Genomic DNA, 24,380 nt, shown 5'->3' with positions numbered 1-24,380 from the left:
CATGACAGTAACTATCCAATCAAATCAATTAGCTGAGCTGAAATCACGCTATCAAGGTTTTTTAAAACAAAACCTGAAATTAGACATGACGCGTGGCAAACCCTGCCCTCAACAGTTGAGTTTATCAGATGATTTATTACATAACTTAAACCATAAGGATGTTGTGATCGCCCCCGATTACCGTAACTACAGCCCGCCTGATTTACTCACAGGATTACCACAAATGAAAGCGGTATTTGCCAAAGTGCTTAACATTAAACCCGAACAAATTATTATTGGTGGGAACTCGTCTTTGAATTTAATGTATGACACCATTATCAAAGCACTGGTTCACAAGTTACCCAACGAGCAGCAAAGCTGGTCAGAGCAAGGTAAAATCAAGTTTTTATGTCCTACGCCTGGCTATGATCGCCACTTTGCTATTTGTGAGTCTTTTGGCATCGACATGATTTCCGTACCCTTAACAGGTTCAGGTCCTAATATGGACAAGGTTGAAGCACTTGTTAAAGCAGATAAGAACATCAAGGGAATGTGGTGTGTTCCCAAAATATAGCAACCCAACTGGTGAGAGTTATAGCGATGAAGTAATTAAACGTTTAGCTTATATGCAAACCGCTGCCAGTGACTTTAGAATCATGTGGGATAATGCCTATGCCGTTCATCACCTAAATATCGATGATCCTGTAGAAATTTTAAATATCCTTGATGTGTGTGAACAGGCTGGCAACCCTAATCGAGCGTTTATGTTTGCTTCAACCTCTAAGGTTACCTACGCTGGTGCGGGTGTTGCAATTGTTGCAGCTAACAAAGCAAATATCGATTGGCTAATACATCACTTAAAAGTACAAACAATTGGTCACGACAAAATCAACCAACTTCACCATTTAAAACTTCTACCTGATGAGACTGCCTTTATGGTACACATGGCAAAACATGCTGCACTTTTAAAGCCTAAGTTTGATATTGTAAATGAAGTGTTAACGCATGAACTAGGAGCAGCAGGTAAATTTGCCACTTGGGATAAACCTAAAGGTGGTTATTTTATTAGTTTTAACAGTAAACCTGGGCTTGCCAAAAAAATTGTTCAAATGGCACAAGATGCAGGCGTCAAGCTCACCAGTGCAGGAGCTACTTATCCTTATGGCAAAGACCCTATTGATAGCAACATTCGCATTGCACCTTCATTACCGTCTGTAACTGAACTTAAAAAAGCGACTGAAGTTTTGGCTGTTGTCACCAAAATTGCAAGCTTAGAAGCCCTATAAATATCAGCTTTATTTATTGTCAACTATATTTTCCACATCCATATTCATATAGACCTTGAGACTAAGGACAGTTCATTTATTCTCTACATTATACTCGTAGCCTAGTTGTGCCATAACTGCGTAGCTGATACAATGTGTGCGAGGGTGAAAAAAGGAAATTAGCCATGCTAACTGAAAGGGAAACTGAAATACTGCGGCTGACAGCTGAAGGCTTAGGCTGCAAGGAAATTGCAACTAAGCTTTACCTATCGTCACATACAATAGAATGGCACATAAAGAATCTGAAGAGCAAGCTTAACGCTACAACAATCGCTCATGCAGTCAGCATTGCCTATTATCACGGGATCTTGTATATAAACAGAGGACAGAGGACAGAGGACATAAAAATGCTAATCTGATTCGTATCCGTAAGAAAACAAAAAAATTGGAGATTTTGTGAAAAACACCTGAATTCTGGGGCTGTACTTTCTATCCTTAATTCGAGAAAATTTCCTGCGAAAGCCCAAACACTATTACGACAAGTGCACAGTTGTTACAAGGTGATTGCCATCTGACAGGGATGACTTTGGTCGTTTGGAGGCTTTCAAGCTTATAAATCGATTGTAGAACATTAACGTAGAAGGAGTTTACACTATGAAAAACCAATCTTATGCTTCCCAAGAATCCATATTGCATGCTTGTAAAGCGGAGGAAATAAGTCCAAGCGTCAGGAACGTTAAGTATGCACAATGCTCGGCTGAAGAAGTTACTCCAAGGATTAGCAATGTTAAGTATGCACAAATGGATGAACATCGCTTGATATAAAGTTGACGCAAATAAACCTTCAACAACCAGTCTCTATCACACAGGATGATCTGACACAGGAGCACCCTAGACGACATTACTGCAACTAAACAGTATAGTAACGTCGGTGCCCGTGATGATGAAAAGTGAACAAAAAACAACAAATTCAGGAAAAAGACCAGGATCTGGTCGCCATCACTTACTCCGTGCTTATATATTCATATGAAGCACTTGAAATGGATTAAATATTTTGGGATCAAGAAATGAAGCAAGTTGTTACAGAATTACTTGACAATACATTTGTTAATTATGGTTTTGGTAAAAAACCAATGCAATTGGATCTCCCTGCAGGTTTTTTAATCTGTGAGGAAATGGAGCTAGTTAAAGCACTGAAGCGTTACACTGAAATACCAAATATCTTAAAAATAAACAACAAATTAGCTGAGTTCGTCACAGGCATAAACAACTTAAAAACATCCATGCCGATCAACTCATTTGCCATTTCTCACAGCGATTTAAGCCTAGATGATTATCTTAATCGCATCAATACATTAAACCAAGACCAAGAATGGTCTATTGCTTATTTTGGGCTACATGGTGCTTCCGAATACATTTGGGACAATGCGAAACTTTTTATTGACGTACTTAGCGATGCCATTGGTTTTAGACCAGGAGGTCGCGCTGATGTTGACTGTTTTATCGGGCGATATTCTTCTACGCCCAGTGGTATTCACGTAGATGATGCACACAACTTCGGTTTTACCTTTCGCAATGGCAAAACAATGTATACTTGGAATAATAGCAATAAACACCTCCTATGGCTGAAGTCTCCAAATTATGATGCCTACAAGCAAGATGCTATCGCACTTGAAAACACAGTCAATTGTGTTTGTTATTTTCCTCACGATTACTTACATGTAGCGGAAACGAAGGAACAAATTTCAGTTAATCTCAATATATCCTTATGGAATTCAATAGATGAAGCTCAGGAAAGTATTGATTATCTATGCTCTAAGCTGGCAGGTAATCCTATATTTGAAAATCCTGGCAGTTTCTCTGGGCGCGCGCGAATTTCCAAACAAGTGATGACTAATTTTCAATGTCTAACAGACATGGTCATGGATGGCACTTATGAAAAACAACTTGTTTTGAATCATCTTCTGATACAAACAACCAGCGGCATGAAGGTACCACGACCCATTTTCGACACGAAGTTATGTACAATGGAAAGTAACTTTACATGTCGCCCATTTGCAAGCGTACAATGGTACAAACTATCAAATGATGAGTTGGCGATTGGCGCAAACGGACACTGCGTATCATGCACATACGATCCTGATGTTGAGTCATTCCTCCACGAAGTTATTACTGGGCTACATTTTAATGTGAGGAAGTTTAATCAACACAAACAAAGCAAAATTTATGACCTCATTAATTTTTTATACAGGAGTGGGGCCATTGAAACCTGTAATTAATCTGAGCATAGTTTTCCTGACTGGTCTTATTACCGTTTTTGTTGCAAGTTTCGGCGATGAGATCGCAGCATTTACCTTTTCTTTTGCACAGGTGAATCAACAGTCGATGGAAAACCTTTCCTTTTTGATGTCTGCGACTTTAATCGGGAGCCTGTGTGCCGCACCAGTAGCCATGCTACTTTTGCGAAATTTTGAAGTGATGCAGATATTGATTGCCATATTCTGCATAAGCATACTTGCCTTAATTATCAGTGCAAATTTCCCTATAAGCTATGTGTTTTATGCTGCTGCTTTTCTTATGGGAATGGTCAGTGGCATTTTCTGGTCAGTCCTGTCTATCGTTATCCCTAGTTATTTTAAACATGATCGCCTAGCTGATATTAATAAATTCGTGCAATCTATCAGAAATGCTGGCTATATCAGTGCCCCATTTCTAGCGGGCATATTAACCGCTTTTTTCGGGGCAACTTGGAGTTTGGGATTAGTTAGTATTCTTTTTATCGTTGCCATCCCCTGCTCTCTACTATCAGTTGGCAGATTGGCGAAAACGGTCAATATTAAGCCTCATAGTGGCAATCAAGCAGGGAAGAAAATTATTTGGCCACAAGTTTTACGCTTTTTTCAGTTGCCAGGAATGAAAATCACTTTACTGCCATTGATCGTTACGATCTGTACCACCTCAACTTTCAATGTTGCATTTATGTACTTGTTGCTTATCAATCTTCATTACAGCCAGGCTACCTATGGACTTATCGTTTCTGCCATTAGCATTGGCTTGATGATAGGTCCTATTGTGTTGACGTCATGGGCAAAAAAGCACGGCATGGGGTTTGCAGCCTGCATGGCTGCCACTACAGTCGGTTTTTCGGTATGCTTATCGGGCGCTTATCAGTCCATTCCCTGGTTATATGTCGTTCTTCTTATCCTAGGAATGGCCAATGGGCTTCAAAACGTTCTGATGTCTACCTTTGTCATGCAGATTGTCCCTGCTGAAGCGCGCCAACAGCTTATGCCAACTCATATCTTCATTATCCAGGCATCCGTGCTAACTGGCTTTATCATCGCAGGACAAGTTCCTGTGGCATCAGCAAGACTGCTGCTTATTATTGCGGGCATTATTGCCATCAGTGCTGGACTGATTGGTGCTGCAGGTAATCTGGTCTTATATAAAAAAGAGGAGCTACCCTACCAATGAATTGCAATCTATCTCAATTAGAACCATTATTCTGCAAACACACAGGCGCCTACCCTGCACTTGTTGCTGAGTTCTGCATAAATTCTCTCAACGACATGCCAAAATCGATTTACAAAATAGTAAAGGCACGTAAGCCTGAGTTATTAGATCAAAACCCATGGCTTGAAGCATATCATGGAGTTTTAAAGCCAAGGCTTCACCGTAATGCTAAACTCTATCATGGTGCACGCTCTATTCTAAGACGAGATGTCCAGTCAACTTCTCTTGTCATTAATAGCCAAGCTGGTTTTTTTGCTGAATTAGATGGACTGTCAGAAAACAATATAGAAGCCCTCCGAACTTACCAGGCATTATCTGATTTTAAGGATACATCTCTGGCAATTTGTTTGCTTCGTTACAAGCTTTTTGAAATAAACGACATAGACGATCTGCACGGTCCAAACAATGATTGCATATACAAGTTGGAACACGGCAGTGAGTTGATTGATGCTAATAATCGCTACATTATTCGGAATAAGTTATCTGGCGTAGCTTTTTTTATTGATTATGCGCTAACGGGCTTGCTAATGAAATACCACCACCTTCATGTATACCCCCAAGATGCTCAATATACGGTATGTGCGAACCTTTGCGCACATGGCATTTTAAGAAGGATAGCAAAATAGAATAATGAGAGAAAAAACGATGGAACTAATAAGACCAGGCATGGGGACAGAAAACGCTTTGGAGATTATCGCTGTGATGATCAAAATGGCAAGACCGCTATCTATCCTTGAAGTGGGAGCAGGTGATTCAACCGTAGCAATTGCCGATGCCATAGTAGCAGCCAAGGCAGAATATCTTGCTGATAAAGAGCTTGTCCATAATACAGAATGGGCAGAAAGGAGCGAGTTACTGATCCCTCATGCAGCAACTTCTGTATATGAACCGAAATTTATTTCTATTGATAATTTCTCAGCACCTGGATGCTCCGCTGCTCAAGCATGGAATACACTCAACACAGCAAAATATGCAGCCTTGTCAGTAAAGACGATAAACTGTGATTTCCACAATCTTTCCCTCCAGTTTTTTGACGACAATCTATTTGACTTTATTTGGTTAGATGCGGGAAGCCTCGTTGATGATATAAGATTCATCGGAAAACTATGGTCGCGTTTAGCAGCAGGAGGCTTCATGGTCTTCCATGACCCATATTTCACTGTGCCTGTACAAGAACAAACAACACAGCACCAGAAATTGGCCATGATACGCACACCATTATGGGAATTTATCAATAAAAGCGATATAAAGCACGTGGATATTTTGAGCATTCCTGAAATGCATAAATATAGGCAAACTGGTCTAGGGATAATAAGAAAACACCATCAGTGGGAAGAAAACAGACGGGAACTATTTCAAGAGGAGATGAGTACTATTGGCTTGGCACCAGTAAGGTTCCGAGCAACAAGCCTATTGTCCGAAACACTTGAACAACGAAATGAACTCACACGCCAACTAATGCTGTTAAAAAATCAAAGTATCCGTTCTGTTTATTGTGCGGTAGCACTAGGGATAAGCGAGCTGAGCGAGATTCAACGTACAGTGAAATTAGACAAAGAAAAAGTACTCCGCCTGTTAGCAAAACTCATGGATGCCCAGATGATTAGGTTGCAAGATGGCGGTTATTTTGAAAATCCGCAGTTATGGGAAACGCTTGTACACACAAGTGCAAACGACAGAATGTTTAACGAATTCAGCGACACCAAGCTAGAAGAAGCAAAATACCTTGATTTAATTGTTTCTTATCTGCAACCGCAAAAAACATATAATGAACATGAGATATCCAGCTATTGCGCATGTTTCACCGATGATTTTGCCCGTTTACGCCGAAAGTTAGTGGATAGCAAAAGGCTAATTAGGAAAGATGGCATTTACCAGCGTATATAGCCTTATGCTCAGGAACGTGATGCACTGTGATGAAGTCTGACTAAATATAATACAAACCATTCAAAGAGCCATTAGTTATTTTTCTCTGTACACGAAGAAAAAATTGCAAAATGCCGCTAGGAGTATTTCAGAAATGGCTAGTTGTTGAGATAGTTACTAATAGAGCAGGGATTAGAGAGATGATAAACATTGTGCACTCAGCTGAGCTAGATCCTTTTGGTAAACCACATCCATTGCCATATCTAAACTGTGTAAAGGCTATTGTAGATATTTGTACAGTTTTTGAAGACTCAGTTACAGGAGCTCTTTCTGGGAAGGCAGCAGGAATGGAGGTTATTGTTGTCCCTAAGAATAAAAATTATGTAGAACACAAATTTTCATTTTGAGACGCCATTTTAACTTAGATCTTTTAACTTTTACAAGAGTGAATGTCAAAGATTGTGTATGGAGCAATTTAAGTGGTATTTCTTCTACTGTCAAAAACAAGAGTGAGTCCGAATATATTCAATATTTTTACTAATAAGCAATGACTGCAACACCATGACAAGCTTATCAAATTGCCAAGCAATTTTAGCATAAGTGGACTGACAAGATGAACGCAGCTTTTCGTAATAACGAGCAAGTTCACTACTTGCAAACTTACCAATATCACTGTAATAGCAACTGGATAAACCAAACTTTTCCGCGCGTTTAGGATACCAACCTGCATAAATTAATGAACAATCTAAAATCTCTTCTAATTTACGCATATTATTTTCATTTAAGTCACTTAATAACGCATGAGCAAATACAATTTCTTTTAATTCAATATTATCGATATTGCGAAGCAAAGCATAGACCATAAATGCTTCCAGATCATGATCCAAGGTAATACCCGTCATATTTTGTCCATCAACGATCAATTGATAAAATGCCTCAGTAGAAGTTTTTGGAACTAGCATAAGCGTTACCCCTCAAGAAGTTTATTATTTGTACTTATATTATAGATCAAGAAGAACAGATCAGATTTATTTTCCATAACGTATTTTCAGCATTTCATAAGCGGCTCTGATACCCATTGCCTCACCACCTTGTGGTCGTCCTGGCATACTTGAAATATTCCACGCCATTAAATCAAAATGTAACCACGGCGTATTATACTCAATAAAAGACTCTAAAAATAAAGCCGCACTAATACTGCCAGCATAAGGTGCAGAAGCACAGTTTTTAATATCTGCCACATGACTATCCAGTAACTTTTTGTAAGGTTTAAACAATGGCATACGCCAAACTGGATCTTGTATTTTTTGTGCCGCATGCTCTAACAATTGAGAAATCTCATCGTTATTACTAAAGAATGCTGCTATTTCAGTGCCAACAGCAACTCGTGCAGCCCCTGTTAAAGTTGCAAAATCCATGATTAAATCTGGTTTCATCCTTGATGCTTCTGTTAACGCATCAGCTAAAATTACTCTCCCTTCTGCATCCGTATTACTAATTTCAACCGTACTATCATTGTACATTGTGATGATATCACTTGGACGATAGGCATTGCCACTGATAGCATTTTCCACCGCCGGAATAAATACCGTTAATCTTATTGGCAAGGGCGTATCCATAATTAACCGCGCAAGACCCAAGACTTGAGCCGCGCCTCCCATGTCCTTGTGCATCAAAAGCATACCACTTGCTTGCTTAATATCCAATCCTCCTGTATCAAAGGCAACACCTTTACCAACAAGCACAATATGTGGATGTTCTTTTTTACCCCAATCTAAACGAACTAAGCGTGGCGCACGAACACTAGCGCGCCCAACTGTGTGAATACCACGGTAACCTTTTTCGTAAAGCTCATCACCAATAATTTGGGAAAATTCAGCCGAAAAAGTTTGTGCAAGCTTTTGTGCTTGATGTGATATCTCTTCTGGTCCCATGTCTTGGGCAGGAATATTAATCATATCGCGCACAAGATAAATTGCTCTTAAAGCTTTCTCCACTTCAGCATATTTCTTTGGCAAATATAATTTAATCGAATGGGTTTTCTTTTGTGTTTTATAATTTAAAAATTGATAACAACCTAGACCAAAAGCTAAATAAGGTAGTTCTGATTCTAATACTGAATATGGATCAATAAGTTCATAATCGTGATGTGGTAAATCTTTAGCTAAGTTTCCCAATGCCCACATATCATTTGGATTAATTGTGATAATTGCTTGTTTTAATTTGCCATGTATATCAAAAAAAGTAGCTGTTTTGCCTGAGCCTGGAATAAAACCTTGTCCAGCCAATATATTTTGAATAGACTTATCCGCATGCTGCTCTACCCATTTGTGATACTTTTCAATTGGAATAACAATTAACTCAATTGCCTGTGGACGATGTGTTTTATAAAAGCAAGAAAATGCCATATCAAAAGCCTCATTTTTAATTATTTTAAAATCACGGATATGTTACTAGATTGGAAAAATTTTAGCAGCGCTATTGAAGCAAATTATGATTTAAGCCATGAATTAAAAATTTGAACGTCTTTTTCAGACAAGGTGCCTGCATCCAATTTTAACTGCAACACCTCAGTAATATATTTATATTTAGCGCTTGCAAGTAAAGATGCACTTTCATAAAACTTTTGTAGCTGATCCAATACCTCAGTAATGGTTGAGCTACCAACTTTAAATCTTGCTTGATATTGTTTATAAGCTGCTTCTGCGGCAAGAACTGACTGCTCTAATGCTTGAATTTGCCTTGCGGTTGAAACCACAGTATAAAAGTCTGTTTCTATGTTTTGTTTAATCGTACGCTTTTGATTTAAGGTCGTAAACTCTGCTGCCTGATAGTTAAATGCTGCCTGTTTTTTTGTCGCATAATCACTACCACCATTTAAAATATTCCAAGTTAAGGTCACACCAATGTACCCATTTTTATAATTCCCTATTGGTACTCCTGCTGCACCTGTGGCAAAATTGCTACCTGAGTTATCATTGATAGAATAGTTAGCAACTAAGCTTACGTTCGGTAAGAAATTACCATTTGATGCAGCTAGTGTTTCTTGTGCTGCATTTTGAGTATATACCTGAGCTTTCAAAATAGGATTATTAGTTTGTGCCTTTTGTATCCATTTATTTATATCATTAGGTTGAGGATTACTAAAATGCAATTTTTCTTGCAAGTCTGCCAAATTCTTATTTTCACCTCCTGTGTATTGATATAAAGCAAAATAGGTCGTTTGTACATTATTGTCAGCAGCTTTCAAAGATGCGAGCACATTATAATAATTAGATTCTGCTACTTTGACATCAACACTAGTAGATATCCCAACTTTGAGTTTTAATTTGGCTTGTTCAAGTGCACTTTCGACAGCTTTAAGCTTAGCCTGCAAAAAATGAACCTGCTCTTTTGCATTTAAAACGTTAAAATATGCTGTTGCTACATCCAAGATAAATTGCTGTTTCTGTGCATTATACGTTTCTTCTACACTATATGAGATTTGTTTCGCTGCTTGATATTTCTGATAAGAACTATAATCAAATAGCATTTGGGTCAATGTAATACCTACATTATAATTACGATAACTTCCACTTTGAGTTGTTTGATCTTTTCTGATCAATGTCGCTCCCGTTGCTAATCCTAAATTGGGTAACAATTTACCAAGACTCACACTTTGCTGTGCTCTTGTTGACTCCATGGTGTATAGATTCGCTTTATACTGTGGTGAGTTATTTAATGCTTGTTGATATATTTCAGATAGATTCTCAGCATTTGTAGTTTGAGCCTGCAATGCTGATATACTTAGCAATCCAACAAACATTCCTAAAAGTACTTTTATGTTAAAGGTCATACCTTTTTTCCTAGTTCATATTAATTTTTATCATGATTAATTAAATATGGTCAATATTATAGCCGTTCTTTTACCCATCCGTGTACTGATGTCATGGCAGATGGTAAATTTTGTGGATTATTACCACCTGCTTGCGCCATATCAGGACGCCCGCCACCTTTTCCATCCACTTGGTTAGCTATGAAATTTATCAACTCACTTGCTTTGATTTTATCAGTAATTGACTTACTAACACCTACAGCAATTTGTGCCTTGCCCTCACTTTCAGTTGATAGAACTACCACAACTTTAGATTTTTGTGCTTTATATTGATCAACTTTTTCTCTAAGTATCCCCATATCAACGTTTGGCAATAGTGCGGATATTAAAGTCACATCCGCAATCTGTTGTTCTCTAACTTCTATATCACTACCTCCAGCAAGCTGCTGTTTTAAAGTTTTGATTGTTTTATCGTGTATTTTGAGTTGTTGTTGTAACTTTAGAAGCTTATCTAATACATTATCATCGCTTGATTTTAAAAGCTCGTGAATCGTAGCCAATACTTCCTCCTGCGCTTCTACATATTGCTCGGCAAATTGACCCGTAACGCCCTCAATACGACGCACCCCAGCTGCAATCCCTGATTCAGCGACAATTTTAAATAAACCAATATCCCCTGTTTGTGTAACGTGCGTGCCACCACAAAGTTCAATAGAAAAATTACCCACTCGAAGTACACGGACAATGTCACCATATTTTTCACCAAATAAAGCCATCGCACCCATATTTTGTGCTATGGCAGGCGTCGTTTCGATTGTTTCTACCGCAATATTCTGACGAATAACAGCATTAACTAAATGCTCAACATCCCTTAATTGCTTCACTGTCACTGCTGATGGATTTGAAAAGTCAAACCTAAACTTACTTGCCTCAACCAATGAGCCTTTTTGCTCAACGTGAGTACCAATTACCTCTCTTAACGCCGCATGCAATAAATGTGTTGCCGTATGATGTGCTGCAATTGTGATACGAGTCTTATCAATTTGTGCTGTAACCTCATCTTCCACATTAAAGTTACCTTTAATAACACGTCCAATATGCAAGTACGCCTCACCTGACTTCTGTACATCTTCTACTTGAAACACACTACCTAAAGCATTAATAACACCTTTATCAGCAACTTGCCCCCCTGATTCTGCATAAAATGGTGTTTGGTCCAATATAATTACACCATTTTGTCCTTCTGATAAGCACATAACTTTTTTCGTATCGTGATAAATTTCATTAATAGTGGCATCTGAAACAATGACAGAATAACCAACAAACCTGGTTTTCACTTGACTTTTGATCATCTGGTTATAATCCACATCAAACTTACTGGCAGATTTAGCACGCTCTTTTTGTGCTTCCATACAAGTTAAGAAACCTTGTTCATCAACGCTTAAATTGCGCTCGCGTGCAATATCTGCTGTTAAATCAAGTGGGAAACCATAGGTGTCATAAAGCCTAAAAGCGATATCTCCGGGTATGATAGAGTCAGTAAGGTTGCTGATACTTTCTTCTAATATTTTCATACCATTACTAAGTGTTTTTTCAAACTGTTGTTCTTCTTTTTTAAGTGCTTCTTTAATCGATGCTTGCTTTAACTTTAAGTCGGGATAAGCATCTGCCATCACTTCTACTAAGGTAGAAACGAGTTTATAAAAAAACGTCTCTACTGCCCCAAGCTTATGACCATGACGAATAGCACGCCTAATAATGCGTCTTAATACATAACCACGACCTTCATTTGACGGTAATACACCATCTGCAATCAAAAAAGCACAAGCACGAATATGATCAGCCAATACCTTTAATGAAGGATTATTGAAATCGTCACTATTTGTTATTCTCGCTGCTGCATCGATAAGTTTTTGGAACAAATCAATTTCGTAATTGCTATGCACATGCTGTAAAACAGCAGCAATTCTTTCTAACCCCATACCAGTATCCACCGATGGATTAGGTAATTTCTCTAAGGTGCCATCCAAAAGTCGGTTATATTGCATAAAAACCAAGTTCCAGATCTCAATATAACGATCACCATCTTCTTCAAGGGTGCCAGGAGGACCACCTACAACTTCCTCACCATGATCATAAAAAATTTCTGTACACGGTCCACAAGGTCCTGTATCACCCATAGACCAAAAATTATCTTTTGCTCCTATGCGTGATAAACGCTGTGAGTCAATACCAACTTCTTTTAACCAAATCTCCTCAGCTTCTTTATCCTCTTCAAAAACAGTTACCCATAACCTATTTTGAGGTAATTTTAAAACTACCGTTAAATACTCCCAAGCAAAAAAAATAGCATCACGCTTAAAATAATCACCAAAACTAAAGTTCCCTAGCATTTCAAAGAAAGTATGGTGACGCGCTGTATAGCCTACATTTTCTAAGTCGTTATGCTTACCACCAGCCCGAAGACATTTCTGAGCTGTTACGGCTCGGCTATACCCTCTTTTATCTACGCCTAAAAATACATCTTTAAATTGCACCATCCCAGCATTAGTAAATAAAAGTGTTTCATCATTGGTTGGCACTAATGATGAACTTGCAATTGGTTCATGTCCTTTAGCCTTAAAGAACTCAATAAAAGATCGCCTAATTTCATTTGTTGTAATCATGGTAGCTCACTTTGGAAAATACTATTTTAAATCATCGAGTAGTTTACTATGAACTAAGTGAAGTCAAAAGTGATTAGCGCCATTTTTATTTCGTCAACTTTGCTTCATGAATGACTTATCTTTTATGACTTATCTTTTTTCGATATCGGTAACATCAGCTGGCTTAAATGAAAGGTTTTATTGCCTAGAATAACCTGGTTATAAACCACGAGATTTCGAAGGATATTTTTCACATATTGCCGCGTCTCACCAAACGGCATGATCTCAATCCACTGATCCGCATTCATTGTGTGTTCTGGTAGCCAATTTGCAACATTTCCTTGTCCAGCATTATACGCAGCCATCCCCAGCACCAGTTTGCCATTAAAAAGCTTATCCATAAAATTTAAATTAGCCGCACCCAGAATAATTACTTTATTGGGTTGATATAAGTCACCGTCTTTATAATCTAAACGATATTTCTTTGCTAAAAATTCGGCTGTAGAAGGTAACAACTGCATTAAACCTGTGGCACTTGCTGATGATATGCCATGCACGCGAAAGGCTGACTCTTGGCGCATCATCGCGATAATAACATCTGGCTGTATCTCAAAGTCCTTTGCTGCCTTTTTTACATCTGACCAAAAAGCCAATGGATATAACCCTACTAAATCATTCACGGCACCAGAATTGCCATAAGCACTAACCGAAATTTGGTAAATCTTGTCATCATGGGCAAGTTTAGCAATTGCCAATAACTCTTCACGTGTAAAACTATTCATGCTCCAGCGCCATAGTGAATAAGATAAACCATACTCTCCTATCTGATATAAATCAAAAACTTGCTGTACAGTAAGATTGTTTTTCATATTTTTAATTACATCAAGGGCAACAATTGCATTCTCATTAGTAAGTACATAGGGAAGTTTCAATACATCTGCTGATAAAAATCCATAGTAGCTTAATTGTTTTGCAAGCTCAGTAAATATAGGCTTAGCTTTATCCATTTGCTTTAATGCTGCCAAGCTTTTTGCCTGCCAATAACGCCATTCATCAGCACTTTTCAAGTCAGTAGGTAGCTCATCATACCATTTTAAATACAGCTTATAATCCTGCCAATATAAAGCCGTACGTAAACGCCACTGCCACAGCAAACTTGATGCATATTCGCTTTCAACTAGCTTAAGCCATGTCAATGCTTCTTTATGATGACTTCTCGCAAAATCAATTGCGATTTCAGCATTAATGAGATTAATCGTTTTATCATCTAATAAACTTTTCTGCTTAAAGTCTTGCCAAAATGATGCAGCATAATACACATCTTTAGCAGACAAGTTGTCCATTACACTCACAATTGCAGATGAAAAGCCATTAATCTGATGGTACTCTTCTACCCAATCAATCATAAATTTTTTAGGGTTTTGCGATGCTTTTAACCATAAACCATAAAAACCTTGGAGAGTTTTATTGTTAGTTTTATTTATCCATTTTAAGGCTTGGTCAACATAACCTGTAGTAGCAAGTGCATAAGTTTTTAAGCGAATCTCTCTTTCACTTGGCATAATCTTATTCTGCCAGATAGTTTCGAAATCATTACATGCTTTAGGCAAACGTACGCGTGACAACCAAAGTTTGGTAAAATCTGCCAAAGCTGCTTCTTGCTCTCCAGTTGCATACTTAGCCTGAATAGCATAACACTGACCATTTACACCCAAGTTCCCTTCATAATATTGCAGAAAACGTGACCAACTTTGTTTACTGATATAATAGTTAGCCAGATCTTTTCTTAATTCTGCTGCCCAGAAGCTGCCTTGATTCACTTTTAAAAAGTCTTCTATTGTCTGATCTTTAAACTGCTCTGGATCAGATAAAATTTCTTGATATTGCAAATAAGTATATAATGGCGTTTTCGTTAGTTTTGCTTTGACTTGATAATAGGCTTTATAATTTTTTTTCGATAGTAAATCTTTAGCTTTATAATACTCGGCAATTTCTGCCTTATCCATTCCATAACTAAAGGAAAATGTTGTTAATGCCAAACCTAAAAACGCCAAAAGTATCAATCGCATACCTTTAATCCATCTTATTAAATGTAAAAACGTTTATCATTTAATAAAAAATATGGTGCAAACTCAACCTGATTAGGTAATTTATAGTCACTAAATTTATACATACACCTATACACTAATATTTGATTTTTTATGCTCTTGGTAGAGTCACCCCTGTCTGCCCTTGATATTTTCCTCCTCGATCCTTGTATGAGGTTTCACAAACTTCATCTTGATTTAGCGTATTCAGTTAGGAATAAATGCCCTCAAAAAAGCAAGACACATTAGGTAGGAGCTCTTACAAACTATTTTTCCAATCTTTTGTTTTGATATATTACCAATAATATCATTTCTAAAAATTCATAAGAAAATAAAAAATATACAAAATTTAACTTTTTTAAATGTTTTATATTGACACATAACCGTTTTTTTTATAGTTATCATTGACAGTATTAACTCTCTCAAACAACCACAATAAAAAGGAGGATATAATATGGATTATGAAGTATTCCATGATTTTGTAAGTACATTGCTAAGGTCTACACTACCCCAAAACTTGCAGGCAATTTTAACTATGGAGCAAACATTTATTGCCTATGAAAGCACAACCATAAATTATGCAGATCACGGCTGGGATACTTTTATTCCTCCTAGAAGTCAAGAGGGAAATGCAATATGAAACAAGCTCTGATTATAGGTGGAACGAAAGGTCTTGGTAAGTTTCTTGCAGATGGTTTTTTTGAAAATGAGCATACAATAACCGTAATAGGACGAACTATAAATAAAAGTGCCCCATACCATTCAATTGCAACTGATCTTACACATCGTAACTGCCATCTAGAAATCTTAAAGCAAGTTGAAGGTAAGAAATATCGTTTGCTTATCCATTGCGCTTCCGCATGGGGAGAGTCAGTCATGCCTAACCAGGACAGCCTACACAATTTCTTTAATATTTCTCTGTTTAGCTTTTCCTCCATACTATCCACTTTAATCAAAAGTAAACACCTAACACATGATGCAAAAGTCATTACAATAGGCTCAACCGCCGTCTATAGATCAAAAGAACACTTTAACCCTTGTTACGTGCTTGCTAAACAAGCTTTACAAAGTTTTACTAAAATATTGCAAGATTTATATAAAAACACTGATTACAAATTTTCTCATATTGTATTGGGATCATTAGCAGAAAATAAGATAAGTTACAATGACGTATTTAATACCATTTTGTATTTGGACTCGTTATCTAAAAACTGCTATCCAACAGAAATTGTTTTAAAATCCGAGAATGAGTTATGACACGTACAACCTCCATATCTAGACTTTATTCAAAACACCCCGATATTTATGATGTCATCGCACAAGATAGAAATTTTTATGGTCAAATCATAGATTTAAAAACCTACTTGCAGTTAGAAAGTTTTTATACACTAGAGCTTTGCGCAGGACATGCACGACATAGTCTGGCTCTGTATACAATTAAAAATGATCCTAAAGCCATCGCCTGCATTGATAGCAGTCAAGCAATGCATGACTACGCTGTCAATAAAGTCTATATTGGAGACCATGGATTCGATGAGGTTATTCCACCATTAAGTGAATACCATGCCTATGTAAATAATATAAATATGGATGTAACTGAGTGAAAATTCTCTTAAGTGAGTCTCAATTAACGGTAAGTTATTACCTGTTCTTTTCATTTTATAGATTTATCATCACGATGAAGTTTCCGATTTTAACCCTGTTTTTATTAGATATTGGTTTTTCTATTGTAAGTATTGGTGTTGGTTATTCCATTATGTCAATAACAACCATATTAGGCATACTTCCATTGAGCATACTAGCTGATATGTCTAACCGTAAACTAATATTTGTCTTTGGCTTAATAATAGAAGCTTTCTCTGCATTGTTGTTTGCATTAAGTGACACTCTATCATTGATGTATGTGGCATTTGTTTTTTGGGGTCTAGGGATGGCAACGTTTTCAGGTGTGCTGCAAGGATGGTATGTTAATAGTATTCATAAATTACAATATTCTATCAGCAAAACTAAGGTTTTTAGCAAAACACAATCTCTGTCAAATTTTGCAACATTTTTAGGGATTGTTTTTAGTGCATTCATGACTCAACTTTATGGATACGCTTATACGTTCAAATTAATATTTGTGCTTTTATTATTTTACACCGTCACTATATTTTTGGTCATTGATGGTAAATCATTAAAGTCCCATGATGCTAATTTTTCATTTTTTAGGCATATATATTTTTTTCGTGATAGAAAGTTTTTAATGGTTTTGATTTTTTTTGCAATATTAGGTTTTATCTATAACGGTTATGCGGTTATTTGGATGCCTGTATTTCAGAATATACTTGGTGACACAATGCATTACTCATTGCTTGTTAATTCCAGCATTTATGGCTTGATCTACTTGCTAAGCGGATTGTGCGTTATTTGGTTGTATCGCTACATTGAGCTAATATCAAATAACCTGATGTGGCAAGTGGTTGTATTGCGATGGTTATTTTCAATTAGCTTTATTATGATGGGTTTTTTTGTGTCTAATATAGTTGTATTTGCTATTATGACATTGAGTATGTTCGTTTTTGGTGATCTTGAATATGGACCGTTAGGTGAGCTAAACAATACCCTATTCAAAGATAGTAATCGTATTTTTGGTTTATCATCTTTAGCAGCTGGTGAAAGAGTATTAGCTAGTTTTGGTGGGTTTAATATCACGTTAATTTATAAATATTTTGGTGTTGGCAATACGCTAATTTTTATCGGGGTATTGTCTTTTGTATCAACGTTAACATTATTATGGGTGAGAAATGAATAGTATTAATAACTTTTATGAAAGCATGCCGGAAATATACGATACTATTCCCCAAGATTGGGACTTTCGTGGTCAAATCCTGAATCTAAAAAACTACTTACAAATAGATAAAATTCATATGTTAGAGCTTTGTGCAGGACCTGCAAGGCATAGTCTGGCTCTGCATACAATTAAAAATGATCCTAAAGCCATCGCTTGCATTGATAGTAGTCAAGCAATGCATGACTACGCTGTCAATAAAGTAGGGATTCCTGAGTGCATATTTCTCTTATTTCTACAACTTCAACAGAAGAATTAACATACTCTTCGAATGAATATATTCATACTTTTGAAGACATAACATTTATATGCGATTTATTATCTCTCTCATGCAAACAAATTCCACATGTTTTTTTGCCTCACTTTAACCACTCAGAAAACATTAATTATCGTATTATATTTCACAAAAGTCAGTCAAAACAAACATACAAACTGGCAGGTTATCTTTTGGCTGCGTATATTGTTTTTACTTTCTTTTCTAGTATTAGGTTACACGCAACACTCTTATATTCTTGCTATCAGCATCTTTATATTACTTTATTTAACCAGTTTTCTGGAAGCCCCTATCATACAATATGTTCTAAACCAATCCATTAATAATGAGTTTAGAGCAACTTTACTTTCACTTGAAATGACTACACGTAGAGTGTTCTCTGCCATAGGAGTATTACTATGTTTTTGGCAACGTCACCCCTGTTTGCCCTTGATATTTTCCTCCTCGATCCTTGTATGAGGTTTCACAAACTTCATCTGACTGATAAAACAACATTTGTGCTACACCCTCATTAGCGTAAATTTTAGCAGGTAAGGGCGTGGTATTTGAAAACTCAAGGGTTACATGCCCTTCCCACTCAGGCTCAAGCGGAGTCACATTCACAATAATGCCACAACGTGCATAGGTTGATTTGCCTAAACACACGACTAAAGTATCGCGTGGAATCTTAAAATATTCCACCGTGCGCGCCAGAGCAAACGAATTAGGCGGGATGATGCAGACATCACCCACAAAATCGACAAAGTTATTGTGATCAAAATCCTTAGGGTCAACAATCGTGGAGTTGATATTGGTGAAAATCTTAAACTCATTGGCGCATCGCACATCATAGCCATAACTTGAAGTTCCAAAAGAGACTATTCTCCCCTGCTCATTATGGCGTACTTGTCCGGACTCAAATGGTGAAATCATCTCATGTTCTTTTGCCATTGTGCGTATCCATTTATCGGATTTTATACTCATTTTTTCTCCTCGCTTATGCTTCAAGGTATTTTGTTAAAACTGATTTTTTTTCTTGTTCAGCGTTTGCAATGGACTCTTGTTGTTCCTTGATTTCTATTTCCAGCTTTTCAAGCTCTCTGCTAATATTATCAGGATTTCTCGGATAACTAACTTTTATATCAAGAAAATCTTTTACCTTTACTCTGGGCAAATTGACCCCGCTCATCTTCTTTGAAACCTCACGCACGAACTCGGCTGACAATAAAACTCGTTGAAGTAATACAGGGTACTCACAATCAAGGACTATAATATCGGTGGAGCACACACCATCAAAATGTGGGATGACTACTTTATTTAGATATGGTCTAAGCTTGCCATAAAGCACTTGACCTGCTTTAAAAGCGTTTTTTGTGCTTTTAATTGAGCTGCCTACGCTTGGTTCCCAATTCGTGATTCTTCCTGTGTTACTTTCAAGGTGCTCCAAGCCTAAATAATTGAAAATTTTATTAGGCTTATTTATCGGATCAACTTTGTCAGTGCATAAGTGGGTAAGCTCAGAAATTTTCCGCATTTCAGTATCTTTGTCAATCAGTATAGCTATTAGCTCATTGTTCTTCTCAATGAGCTTGTATGTATTTTCTACTCTAGCATCAATCACTTCTATCTCAGCAATAATTTTTTGCTGAATGGTCAGTGGAGGGACTGGGATTTTAATCGACAATACATTTTTTTTGTTTAATCCTCCTTGAGCTTGACCTGTAATGTTTGATTTTAATAAGTTCTGACCATTGCTACTATATAGAAAATGAAATAAGTAATTTTGCAGTAACTTATTCTCATCACTTTGTAATACAAACACGTGTTCATTAACCATTGCATGTTGATAGTTAAAATCATTAGGTACTAAAGCAACTTTTCCTGTAAGCGCCCCATCTTTACAAATTAAAATATCATTATTTGTTATCTTACCTTTATTTGAATTTTCATAAAATTCTTGAGGTACAAATTTTACCTCGTCTAGTTTTAATTTTCCGTCAGTTCCAATATGCTCACCCCCAAAACTTGGAATACCCTCTGAGAATCTATCTACCCCACCCACAGGTCTATTTCCGCTTTCTAATTTAGTTAAAAGTGAATGTAAGGGTATTTGCGGATATTTTATCTGAAGAATAATGGGATTTGCATTAAAAGAAGAAATTCGTTTATCAAACTCCACTTTCTCAAAATTAATACAATCGCGAAGCGTAACCAAAGAAATCGTCTCAGTAAGACTCTTATCTATTGATAGACTTTCATCTAGAAAATTTTTATAGATGTAGCTGTTTACTTTTTTCGGATTTAACTGATTGATAGCATCAAACAGTAAGGTGTCACCCATAAAAGAAATACCTTTATAGCCTCTGCGCTCACTGAACTTGTAACCTAGAAATTGCTCCTGTTCTTTGCTGCTAGTCCCCGTTTTTATAAGCAGCGTTTTCTGAGGTATCGCTTTCTTCTTATAGTGTTTTACCCTTTTGATCAGCTCATTACCTTCGGTATCTATCGTTTTGATTTCCTCAACTTCGTAAGGGGAGTCATCATCATTTAATACCAGCTGCCGATGAGTGAGTAAAAAATAGAAGAATTTTTCGCTTTCTATTTCCAAGACAAAATCAAAAAACAGCGTGTGAAGCCGCTGTACTTGTTTTTCTCCGGATAAATTTAAAAAGGTTGACTTCTTTTTTAGGTTTTTAACTTCAGTCAGTTCATCAAACCAAGCTTGGTAATTTTTGTAAAATTCGCTCCTGCTGACACTCTCATTGGGTGAGCGAGTGATGAAACTTTGATAGTCCAGCATCTTTAAGTTCAAGTGAGCTACATAGCTTTCAAAAAGTGCTGCCGAATTAATGAAGTCACCCTCGCGCTTTCTGTTTTCTAAAATAAAATCCTCGGCAATATAGCGGCAGTTTTTCATAAAATCTTCACTGCGCTTTTTCAAAAACAACGTTACAGTATTTGTGCTGGTGGCACCAAATGTCTTGCCGCCAAATTCAACGATTGCCTTTATTTCAAAGTGTTGCAGAAGGAGTTCTCGCGCTTTGATATAAGCGCCAGTGTTACTTAAAATAGAGCTAGGTAAAATAATACCTGCCATTCCACCAGGGCTAAGCAGCTGTTTCATACGCTCAATAAAGAACACTTCTATGTCATCTGAATCAAGGCTTACATGCTCCCACAGCTCAAAATCATGCGCATTTAGCTTTAAGTGTTTTTTAAAATCCTTAATGGTATAAGGTGGATTGGCAATTAATACATCAAACGTGTTATCGCCACTGCGATTTTGCTTATTAAGCCTACCTAAATGCTGCTCAAGCCCGTCACCAAAAATGATATTGGCATCTCCATCGCCGTGCATAAAACAAGCAACCTGTGCGGTTCTTGCCAAACGGTAATCTTTTTCAATACCAAAAATATATTCACCTGCCCAGCGCATATCTTGCTTATAATGCTGAAGCTCCTTTAGCGCAAATGCGATTTTATCATTTTCATGCAATAGCTTAATGTCATCTTCGTCAACACTTTGAATGAGTGTTGCAATTTCTTCAATAGCTTCTGTTAAAAAATGACCACTACCACAGGCAAAATCAATGACCTTGGGTAAGAAGAGTTTCTCCCCATTTTGCAGCTTTTCATGCACTATTGCTTTAAGCGGAATGGAGGAAACAATAAATTTCGCAATGGGGGTTGGCGTAAAAAACTGTCCTTCGGATTGTTTGTAACCACTTTCAAGCATCAATTCAAAAAAATCCCCTAAAAATTGTGCTTTTTGATCATATTTAAATCGATACTTTTGCAGGAGCTTTACGACTTCCTCTAAGACCTTTGCGTTTTCTTCAAACAGCTTTTTGTTATAAACTTCCTTAAAGGCAAATTCATTGTTCTGATAAAATTTCAGCTCCTTATAGATGCGATAAAGCGTATCCTTCGCCGTTTGTCTTGGAAAATGAGCAATCTGCGCCTTAATGTCCTCTAACCTATAGTCAATCACTTCTTCATTAAGGTAATTTTTCATGGCCTTGGCATAGAGTGATTGCAAGCGCTCTAAAAGGGTTTCTGCATCGTCAATACCTTCTTTTACCTGAAAATCAGCAATAGCATCATCCGTTTTTGCTTCATCGACAATTTTAGCAAGTATCAGTGAAATCATGCGATTAAAAGCATTAGATCGATCGGAAATATTGTTATGCCTTAAGATTTCTTCAAATTGATTAAATACCTTGCCTTTATCTTCTTGCCTAAAATCTTTTAAATCTGCAATCTTAATCGGTCTGTAACCTGGGTTGTAAGACTCAATGCCATCCTCGAACAAACCAGAGTATAGAAAAGTCATTTTATCTTTGCTCTTGTATTTCCAGACACTCAACATTTCATGAACGTTTTTAGCCTCACCATAGGTAATCACTTCAGCTTTTGTTTGTTGTGCTATTTTCTCACTGGTAGCATCCTCAACATTTAAAAGTGCACTTTGATATGCAATTGCTCCAGCGTCTAAACACGATGTATAAAGACAAAGGAAACGCGCGTTTTTATCCTGTTGAAAGTAGGAAAATAACTGTCCACCATGCGTTTGCATATGCTTACATTCTTTATTGTATTCATTACCCCAGGTTTTACACTCGATAATCAACAGTGTTTTGCCATTTTTGTCTTCTACTGTAATATCCGCCTTACCACTTCTTGCCGTTCGCCCAAGCTTCCAGCGTTTTTCTAAAATCAAATCCTTTGGTTGATATCCCTTTTCAAGCAGTCGGTCAACACACTCTAGCACGACTAAGTTTTCGGACATAGTTAAGTTTGAGGTTGTATCATCTCCTCTTCTAATCGCCTCACCGTAATCTATTTGCCCGTTTTCAAGATCAACAGTGATTTGATAATTCGATCTCTGATAGGTTTTTACATAATAGGTTTTCTTATCAAAACCAGCAGTAAAACCCAACGCTGAAAGAAGATCGTAAATATATTTTTTAGTCACTCTGCTTTTCCATCGCTAAATTCAACTTTGACCCCAGGCATATTGATCATCATTGCCTTTGGCAATTGGGCAATATCAACTGCCAATTTTAATGCGATGTCACTATACGCTTTAGCAATCCTTGAATCTCTATTGATTGCGCTAGGCTTACCACTATCGACATCTTCTCTTATGCCAATATCTAAAGGTAGCTCACCCAATACTGAAATATTAAATTGCTGAGCGAGTTTATCTGCGGCAAGCTGCCCAAAGATAGGCGACTGAGTCCCACAATTCTGGCAAATATGAATACTCATATTTTCAACAATTCCCGCAACATGGATATCAAGTTTATTAAACATTGCCACTGCTCTTTTGGCATCAATAAGTGATAAATCCTGTGGGGTTGTGACAATAACTACCGCAGTCAATGGGATTTTTTTGCTCATCGTTAACTGAATATCACCCGTGCCAGGCGGTAAATCGATAAAAAGATAATCTAACTCACCCCAGTTGGTGTCATTGAGCAATTGCATAAGCGCACCAGAAACCATGGGACCGCGCCAAATAATGGCGGAGTCTTGATCGATTAAATTACCCACCGAAATCATTTTGACCCCATGGCATACAAGCGGCTCAATTTTCTTTTTATCATTCGTTATGGGGTTGCTGTAATTTCCCATAATAAGCGGCTGACTAGGTCCATAAATATCCGCATCCAGAATCCCAACGCTAGCCCCCATGTTCATGAGTGAAATCGCCAAGTTAGCCGTTGTGGTTGACTTCCCAACGCCACCTTTGCCTGAGGCAATCGCGATAATATTTTTAATACCTTTGATTGGCTTTAATCCCTGCTGTACCTTATGAGTAATGATATTTGGTCTAATTTCAAACTCAAATGACTCTATAACGTTATTGTTATATAAGTAGTCGCTTAATTGAGCAATGACCTGACCTGCTTGAGTATGCGTTAGCGGAAATCCTACCTTTAATACAAGTTTATTTACACCATCTTCCTTAAATATTTGCATCTCTTCTAAAAAAACACATGCAGGTAGGTCTAATAGCGAATGTTCAAATGCTTGTAGCTTTTGTTTTAACATACTTACTAATTGGATAAAAAACGAATTACAGATGGTAGCCAGTCTAACTGGATCAACATGAATTTACCAGG

At 37.2% G+C, this 24,380-nt stretch carries 22 protein-coding genes and 1 pseudogene; 14 read left to right on the top strand and 9 right to left on the bottom strand.

The window, feature by feature from the left end; all coding sequences use genetic code 11:
• The first annotated feature begins 1 nt into the window (after position 1).
• The 9 genes from M1V25_RS01290 to M1V25_RS01250 all read left to right on the top strand — a co-directional run bounded on the left by M1V25_RS01290 (position 2) and on the right by M1V25_RS01250 (position 7,030).
• Positions 2–553, top strand: a complete 552-nt coding sequence (locus M1V25_RS01290) for a PLP-dependent aminotransferase family protein (RefSeq protein ID WP_498842212.1) — start codon at positions 2–4, stop codon at positions 551–553.
• Positions 537–1,265: a PLP-dependent aminotransferase family protein gene (locus M1V25_RS01285; protein ID WP_498842211.1), complete on the top strand. Its 729-nt coding sequence runs from the start codon at positions 537–539 to the stop codon at positions 1,263–1,265. Before M1V25_RS01290 ends, M1V25_RS01285 begins: the two co-directional genes overlap by 17 nt.
• Positions 1,266–1,429: 164 nt before the next feature.
• Positions 1,430–1,663 (top strand): response regulator transcription factor, encoded by a 234-nt coding sequence (locus tag M1V25_RS01280; RefSeq protein ID WP_498842210.1) that lies wholly within the window; start codon positions 1,430–1,432, stop codon positions 1,661–1,663.
• A 235-nt stretch (positions 1,664–1,898) separates the two neighbouring features.
• Positions 1,899–2,069: a hypothetical protein gene (locus M1V25_RS01275; RefSeq protein ID WP_498842209.1), complete on the top strand. Its 171-nt coding sequence runs from the start codon at positions 1,899–1,901 to the stop codon at positions 2,067–2,069.
• A gap of 242 nt (positions 2,070–2,311) precedes the next feature.
• The gene (locus M1V25_RS01270; RefSeq protein ID WP_498842208.1) at positions 2,312–3,523 is read left to right on the top strand and encodes a hypothetical protein; all 1,212 of its coding nucleotides are present in this window, start codon (positions 2,312–2,314) and stop codon (positions 3,521–3,523) included.
• Entirely contained in the window at positions 3,471–4,718 is a 1,248-nt protein-coding gene (locus M1V25_RS01265; protein ID WP_116963240.1) for an MFS transporter, read from the top strand. Before M1V25_RS01270 ends, M1V25_RS01265 begins: the two co-directional genes overlap by 53 nt.
• Positions 4,715–5,383 carry a hypothetical protein gene (locus M1V25_RS01260; RefSeq protein ID WP_498842207.1) on the top strand — a complete coding sequence of 223 codons (669 nt, stop codon included), beginning with the start codon at positions 4,715–4,717 and terminating at the stop codon, positions 5,381–5,383. The genes M1V25_RS01265 and M1V25_RS01260 overlap by 4 nt, the downstream gene beginning before the upstream one ends.
• A gap of 4 nt (positions 5,384–5,387) precedes the next feature.
• Positions 5,388–6,644, top strand: a complete 1,257-nt coding sequence (locus M1V25_RS01255) for a DUF2087 domain-containing protein (protein WP_498842206.1) — start codon at positions 5,388–5,390, stop codon at positions 6,642–6,644.
• 110 nt (positions 6,645–6,754) lie between these two features.
• Complete coding sequence (locus M1V25_RS01250; protein WP_498842205.1) at positions 6,755–7,030, top strand: HAD family hydrolase; 276 nt, start codon at positions 6,755–6,757, stop codon at positions 7,028–7,030.
• A 90-nt stretch (positions 7,031–7,120) separates the two neighbouring features.
• Here M1V25_RS01250 and M1V25_RS01245 read toward each other — a convergent pair whose 3' ends face one another.
• From M1V25_RS01245 to dcd (M1V25_RS01220), 6 genes and pseudogenes are all read right to left on the bottom strand, one after another.
• Positions 7,121–7,585: a hypothetical protein gene (locus M1V25_RS01245; RefSeq protein ID WP_116963236.1), complete on the bottom strand. Its 465-nt coding sequence runs from the start codon at positions 7,583–7,585 to the stop codon at positions 7,121–7,123.
• Positions 7,586–7,651: 66 nt separating this feature from the next.
• Positions 7,652–9,031, bottom strand: a complete 1,380-nt coding sequence (locus M1V25_RS01240) for a leucyl aminopeptidase family protein (RefSeq protein ID WP_116963235.1) — start codon at positions 9,029–9,031, stop codon at positions 7,652–7,654.
• An 83-nt stretch (positions 9,032–9,114) separates the two neighbouring features.
• Complete coding sequence (locus tag M1V25_RS01235) at positions 9,115–10,458, bottom strand: TolC family outer membrane protein (protein ID WP_116963234.1); 1,344 nt, start codon at positions 10,456–10,458, stop codon at positions 9,115–9,117.
• A 56-nt stretch (positions 10,459–10,514) separates the two neighbouring features.
• Positions 10,515–13,103 carry an alanine--tRNA ligase gene (gene alaS, locus M1V25_RS01230; protein WP_498842204.1) on the bottom strand — a complete coding sequence of 863 codons (2,589 nt, stop codon included), beginning with the start codon at positions 13,101–13,103 and terminating at the stop codon, positions 10,515–10,517.
• A gap of 122 nt (positions 13,104–13,225) precedes the next feature.
• Complete coding sequence (locus M1V25_RS01225; RefSeq protein WP_498842203.1) at positions 13,226–15,151, bottom strand: lytic transglycosylase domain-containing protein; 1,926 nt, start codon at positions 15,149–15,151, stop codon at positions 13,226–13,228.
• A 130-nt stretch (positions 15,152–15,281) separates the two neighbouring features.
• A pseudogene (gene dcd / locus M1V25_RS01220) lies at positions 15,282–15,371 on the bottom strand (dCTP deaminase); the annotation flags it as partial.
• 252 nt (positions 15,372–15,623) lie between these two features.
• Here dcd (M1V25_RS01220) and M1V25_RS01215 point away from each other — a divergent pair.
• Genes M1V25_RS01215 through M1V25_RS01195 form a run of 5 tightly spaced genes read left to right on the top strand, consistent with a single transcriptional unit; the run spans position 15,624 to position 18,258 of the window.
• Positions 15,624–15,809, top strand: a complete 186-nt coding sequence (locus tag M1V25_RS01215; protein ID WP_498842202.1) for a hypothetical protein — start codon at positions 15,624–15,626, stop codon at positions 15,807–15,809.
• The gene (locus M1V25_RS01210; protein WP_498842201.1) at positions 15,806–16,426 is read left to right on the top strand and encodes an SDR family NAD(P)-dependent oxidoreductase; all 621 of its coding nucleotides are present in this window, start codon (positions 15,806–15,808) and stop codon (positions 16,424–16,426) included. The genes M1V25_RS01215 and M1V25_RS01210 overlap by 4 nt, the downstream gene beginning before the upstream one ends.
• Positions 16,423–16,773 (top strand): hypothetical protein, encoded by a 351-nt coding sequence (locus tag M1V25_RS01205; RefSeq protein WP_498842200.1) that lies wholly within the window; start codon positions 16,423–16,425, stop codon positions 16,771–16,773. Before M1V25_RS01210 ends, M1V25_RS01205 begins: the two co-directional genes overlap by 4 nt.
• Complete coding sequence (locus tag M1V25_RS01200) at positions 16,770–17,963, top strand: MFS transporter (RefSeq protein WP_498842199.1); 1,194 nt, start codon at positions 16,770–16,772, stop codon at positions 17,961–17,963. Before M1V25_RS01205 ends, M1V25_RS01200 begins: the two co-directional genes overlap by 4 nt.
• Positions 17,956–18,258, top strand: coding sequence for a hypothetical protein (locus M1V25_RS01195; RefSeq protein ID WP_498842198.1), 303 nt, complete (start codon positions 17,956–17,958; stop codon positions 18,256–18,258). The genes M1V25_RS01200 and M1V25_RS01195 overlap by 8 nt, the downstream gene beginning before the upstream one ends.
• A gap of 411 nt (positions 18,259–18,669) precedes the next feature.
• Here M1V25_RS01195 and dcd (M1V25_RS01190) read toward each other — a convergent pair whose 3' ends face one another.
• Genes dcd (M1V25_RS01190) through apbC form a run of 3 tightly spaced genes read right to left on the bottom strand, consistent with a single transcriptional unit; the run spans position 18,670 to position 24,309 of the window.
• Entirely contained in the window at positions 18,670–19,236 is a 567-nt protein-coding gene (gene dcd, locus M1V25_RS01190; RefSeq protein WP_116963228.1) for a dCTP deaminase, read from the bottom strand.
• Between the two features lie 13 nt (positions 19,237–19,249).
• The gene (locus M1V25_RS01185) at positions 19,250–23,227 is read right to left on the bottom strand and encodes an N-6 DNA methylase (RefSeq protein WP_498842197.1); all 3,978 of its coding nucleotides are present in this window, start codon (positions 23,225–23,227) and stop codon (positions 19,250–19,252) included.
• Positions 23,224–24,309, bottom strand: a complete 1,086-nt coding sequence (gene apbC, locus M1V25_RS01180; RefSeq protein ID WP_116963226.1) for an iron-sulfur cluster carrier protein ApbC — start codon at positions 24,307–24,309, stop codon at positions 23,224–23,226. The genes M1V25_RS01185 and apbC overlap by 4 nt, the downstream gene beginning before the upstream one ends.
• Positions 24,310–24,380 lie beyond the last annotated feature (71 nt).

It is taken from the genome of Candidatus Nebulibacter yamunensis (assembly GCF_024208055.1).
Taxonomy (GTDB): domain Bacteria; phylum Pseudomonadota; class Gammaproteobacteria; order Francisellales; family Francisellaceae; genus Caedibacter; species Caedibacter lacustris.
This window is presented reverse-complemented; position numbering and strand designations above follow the sequence as displayed.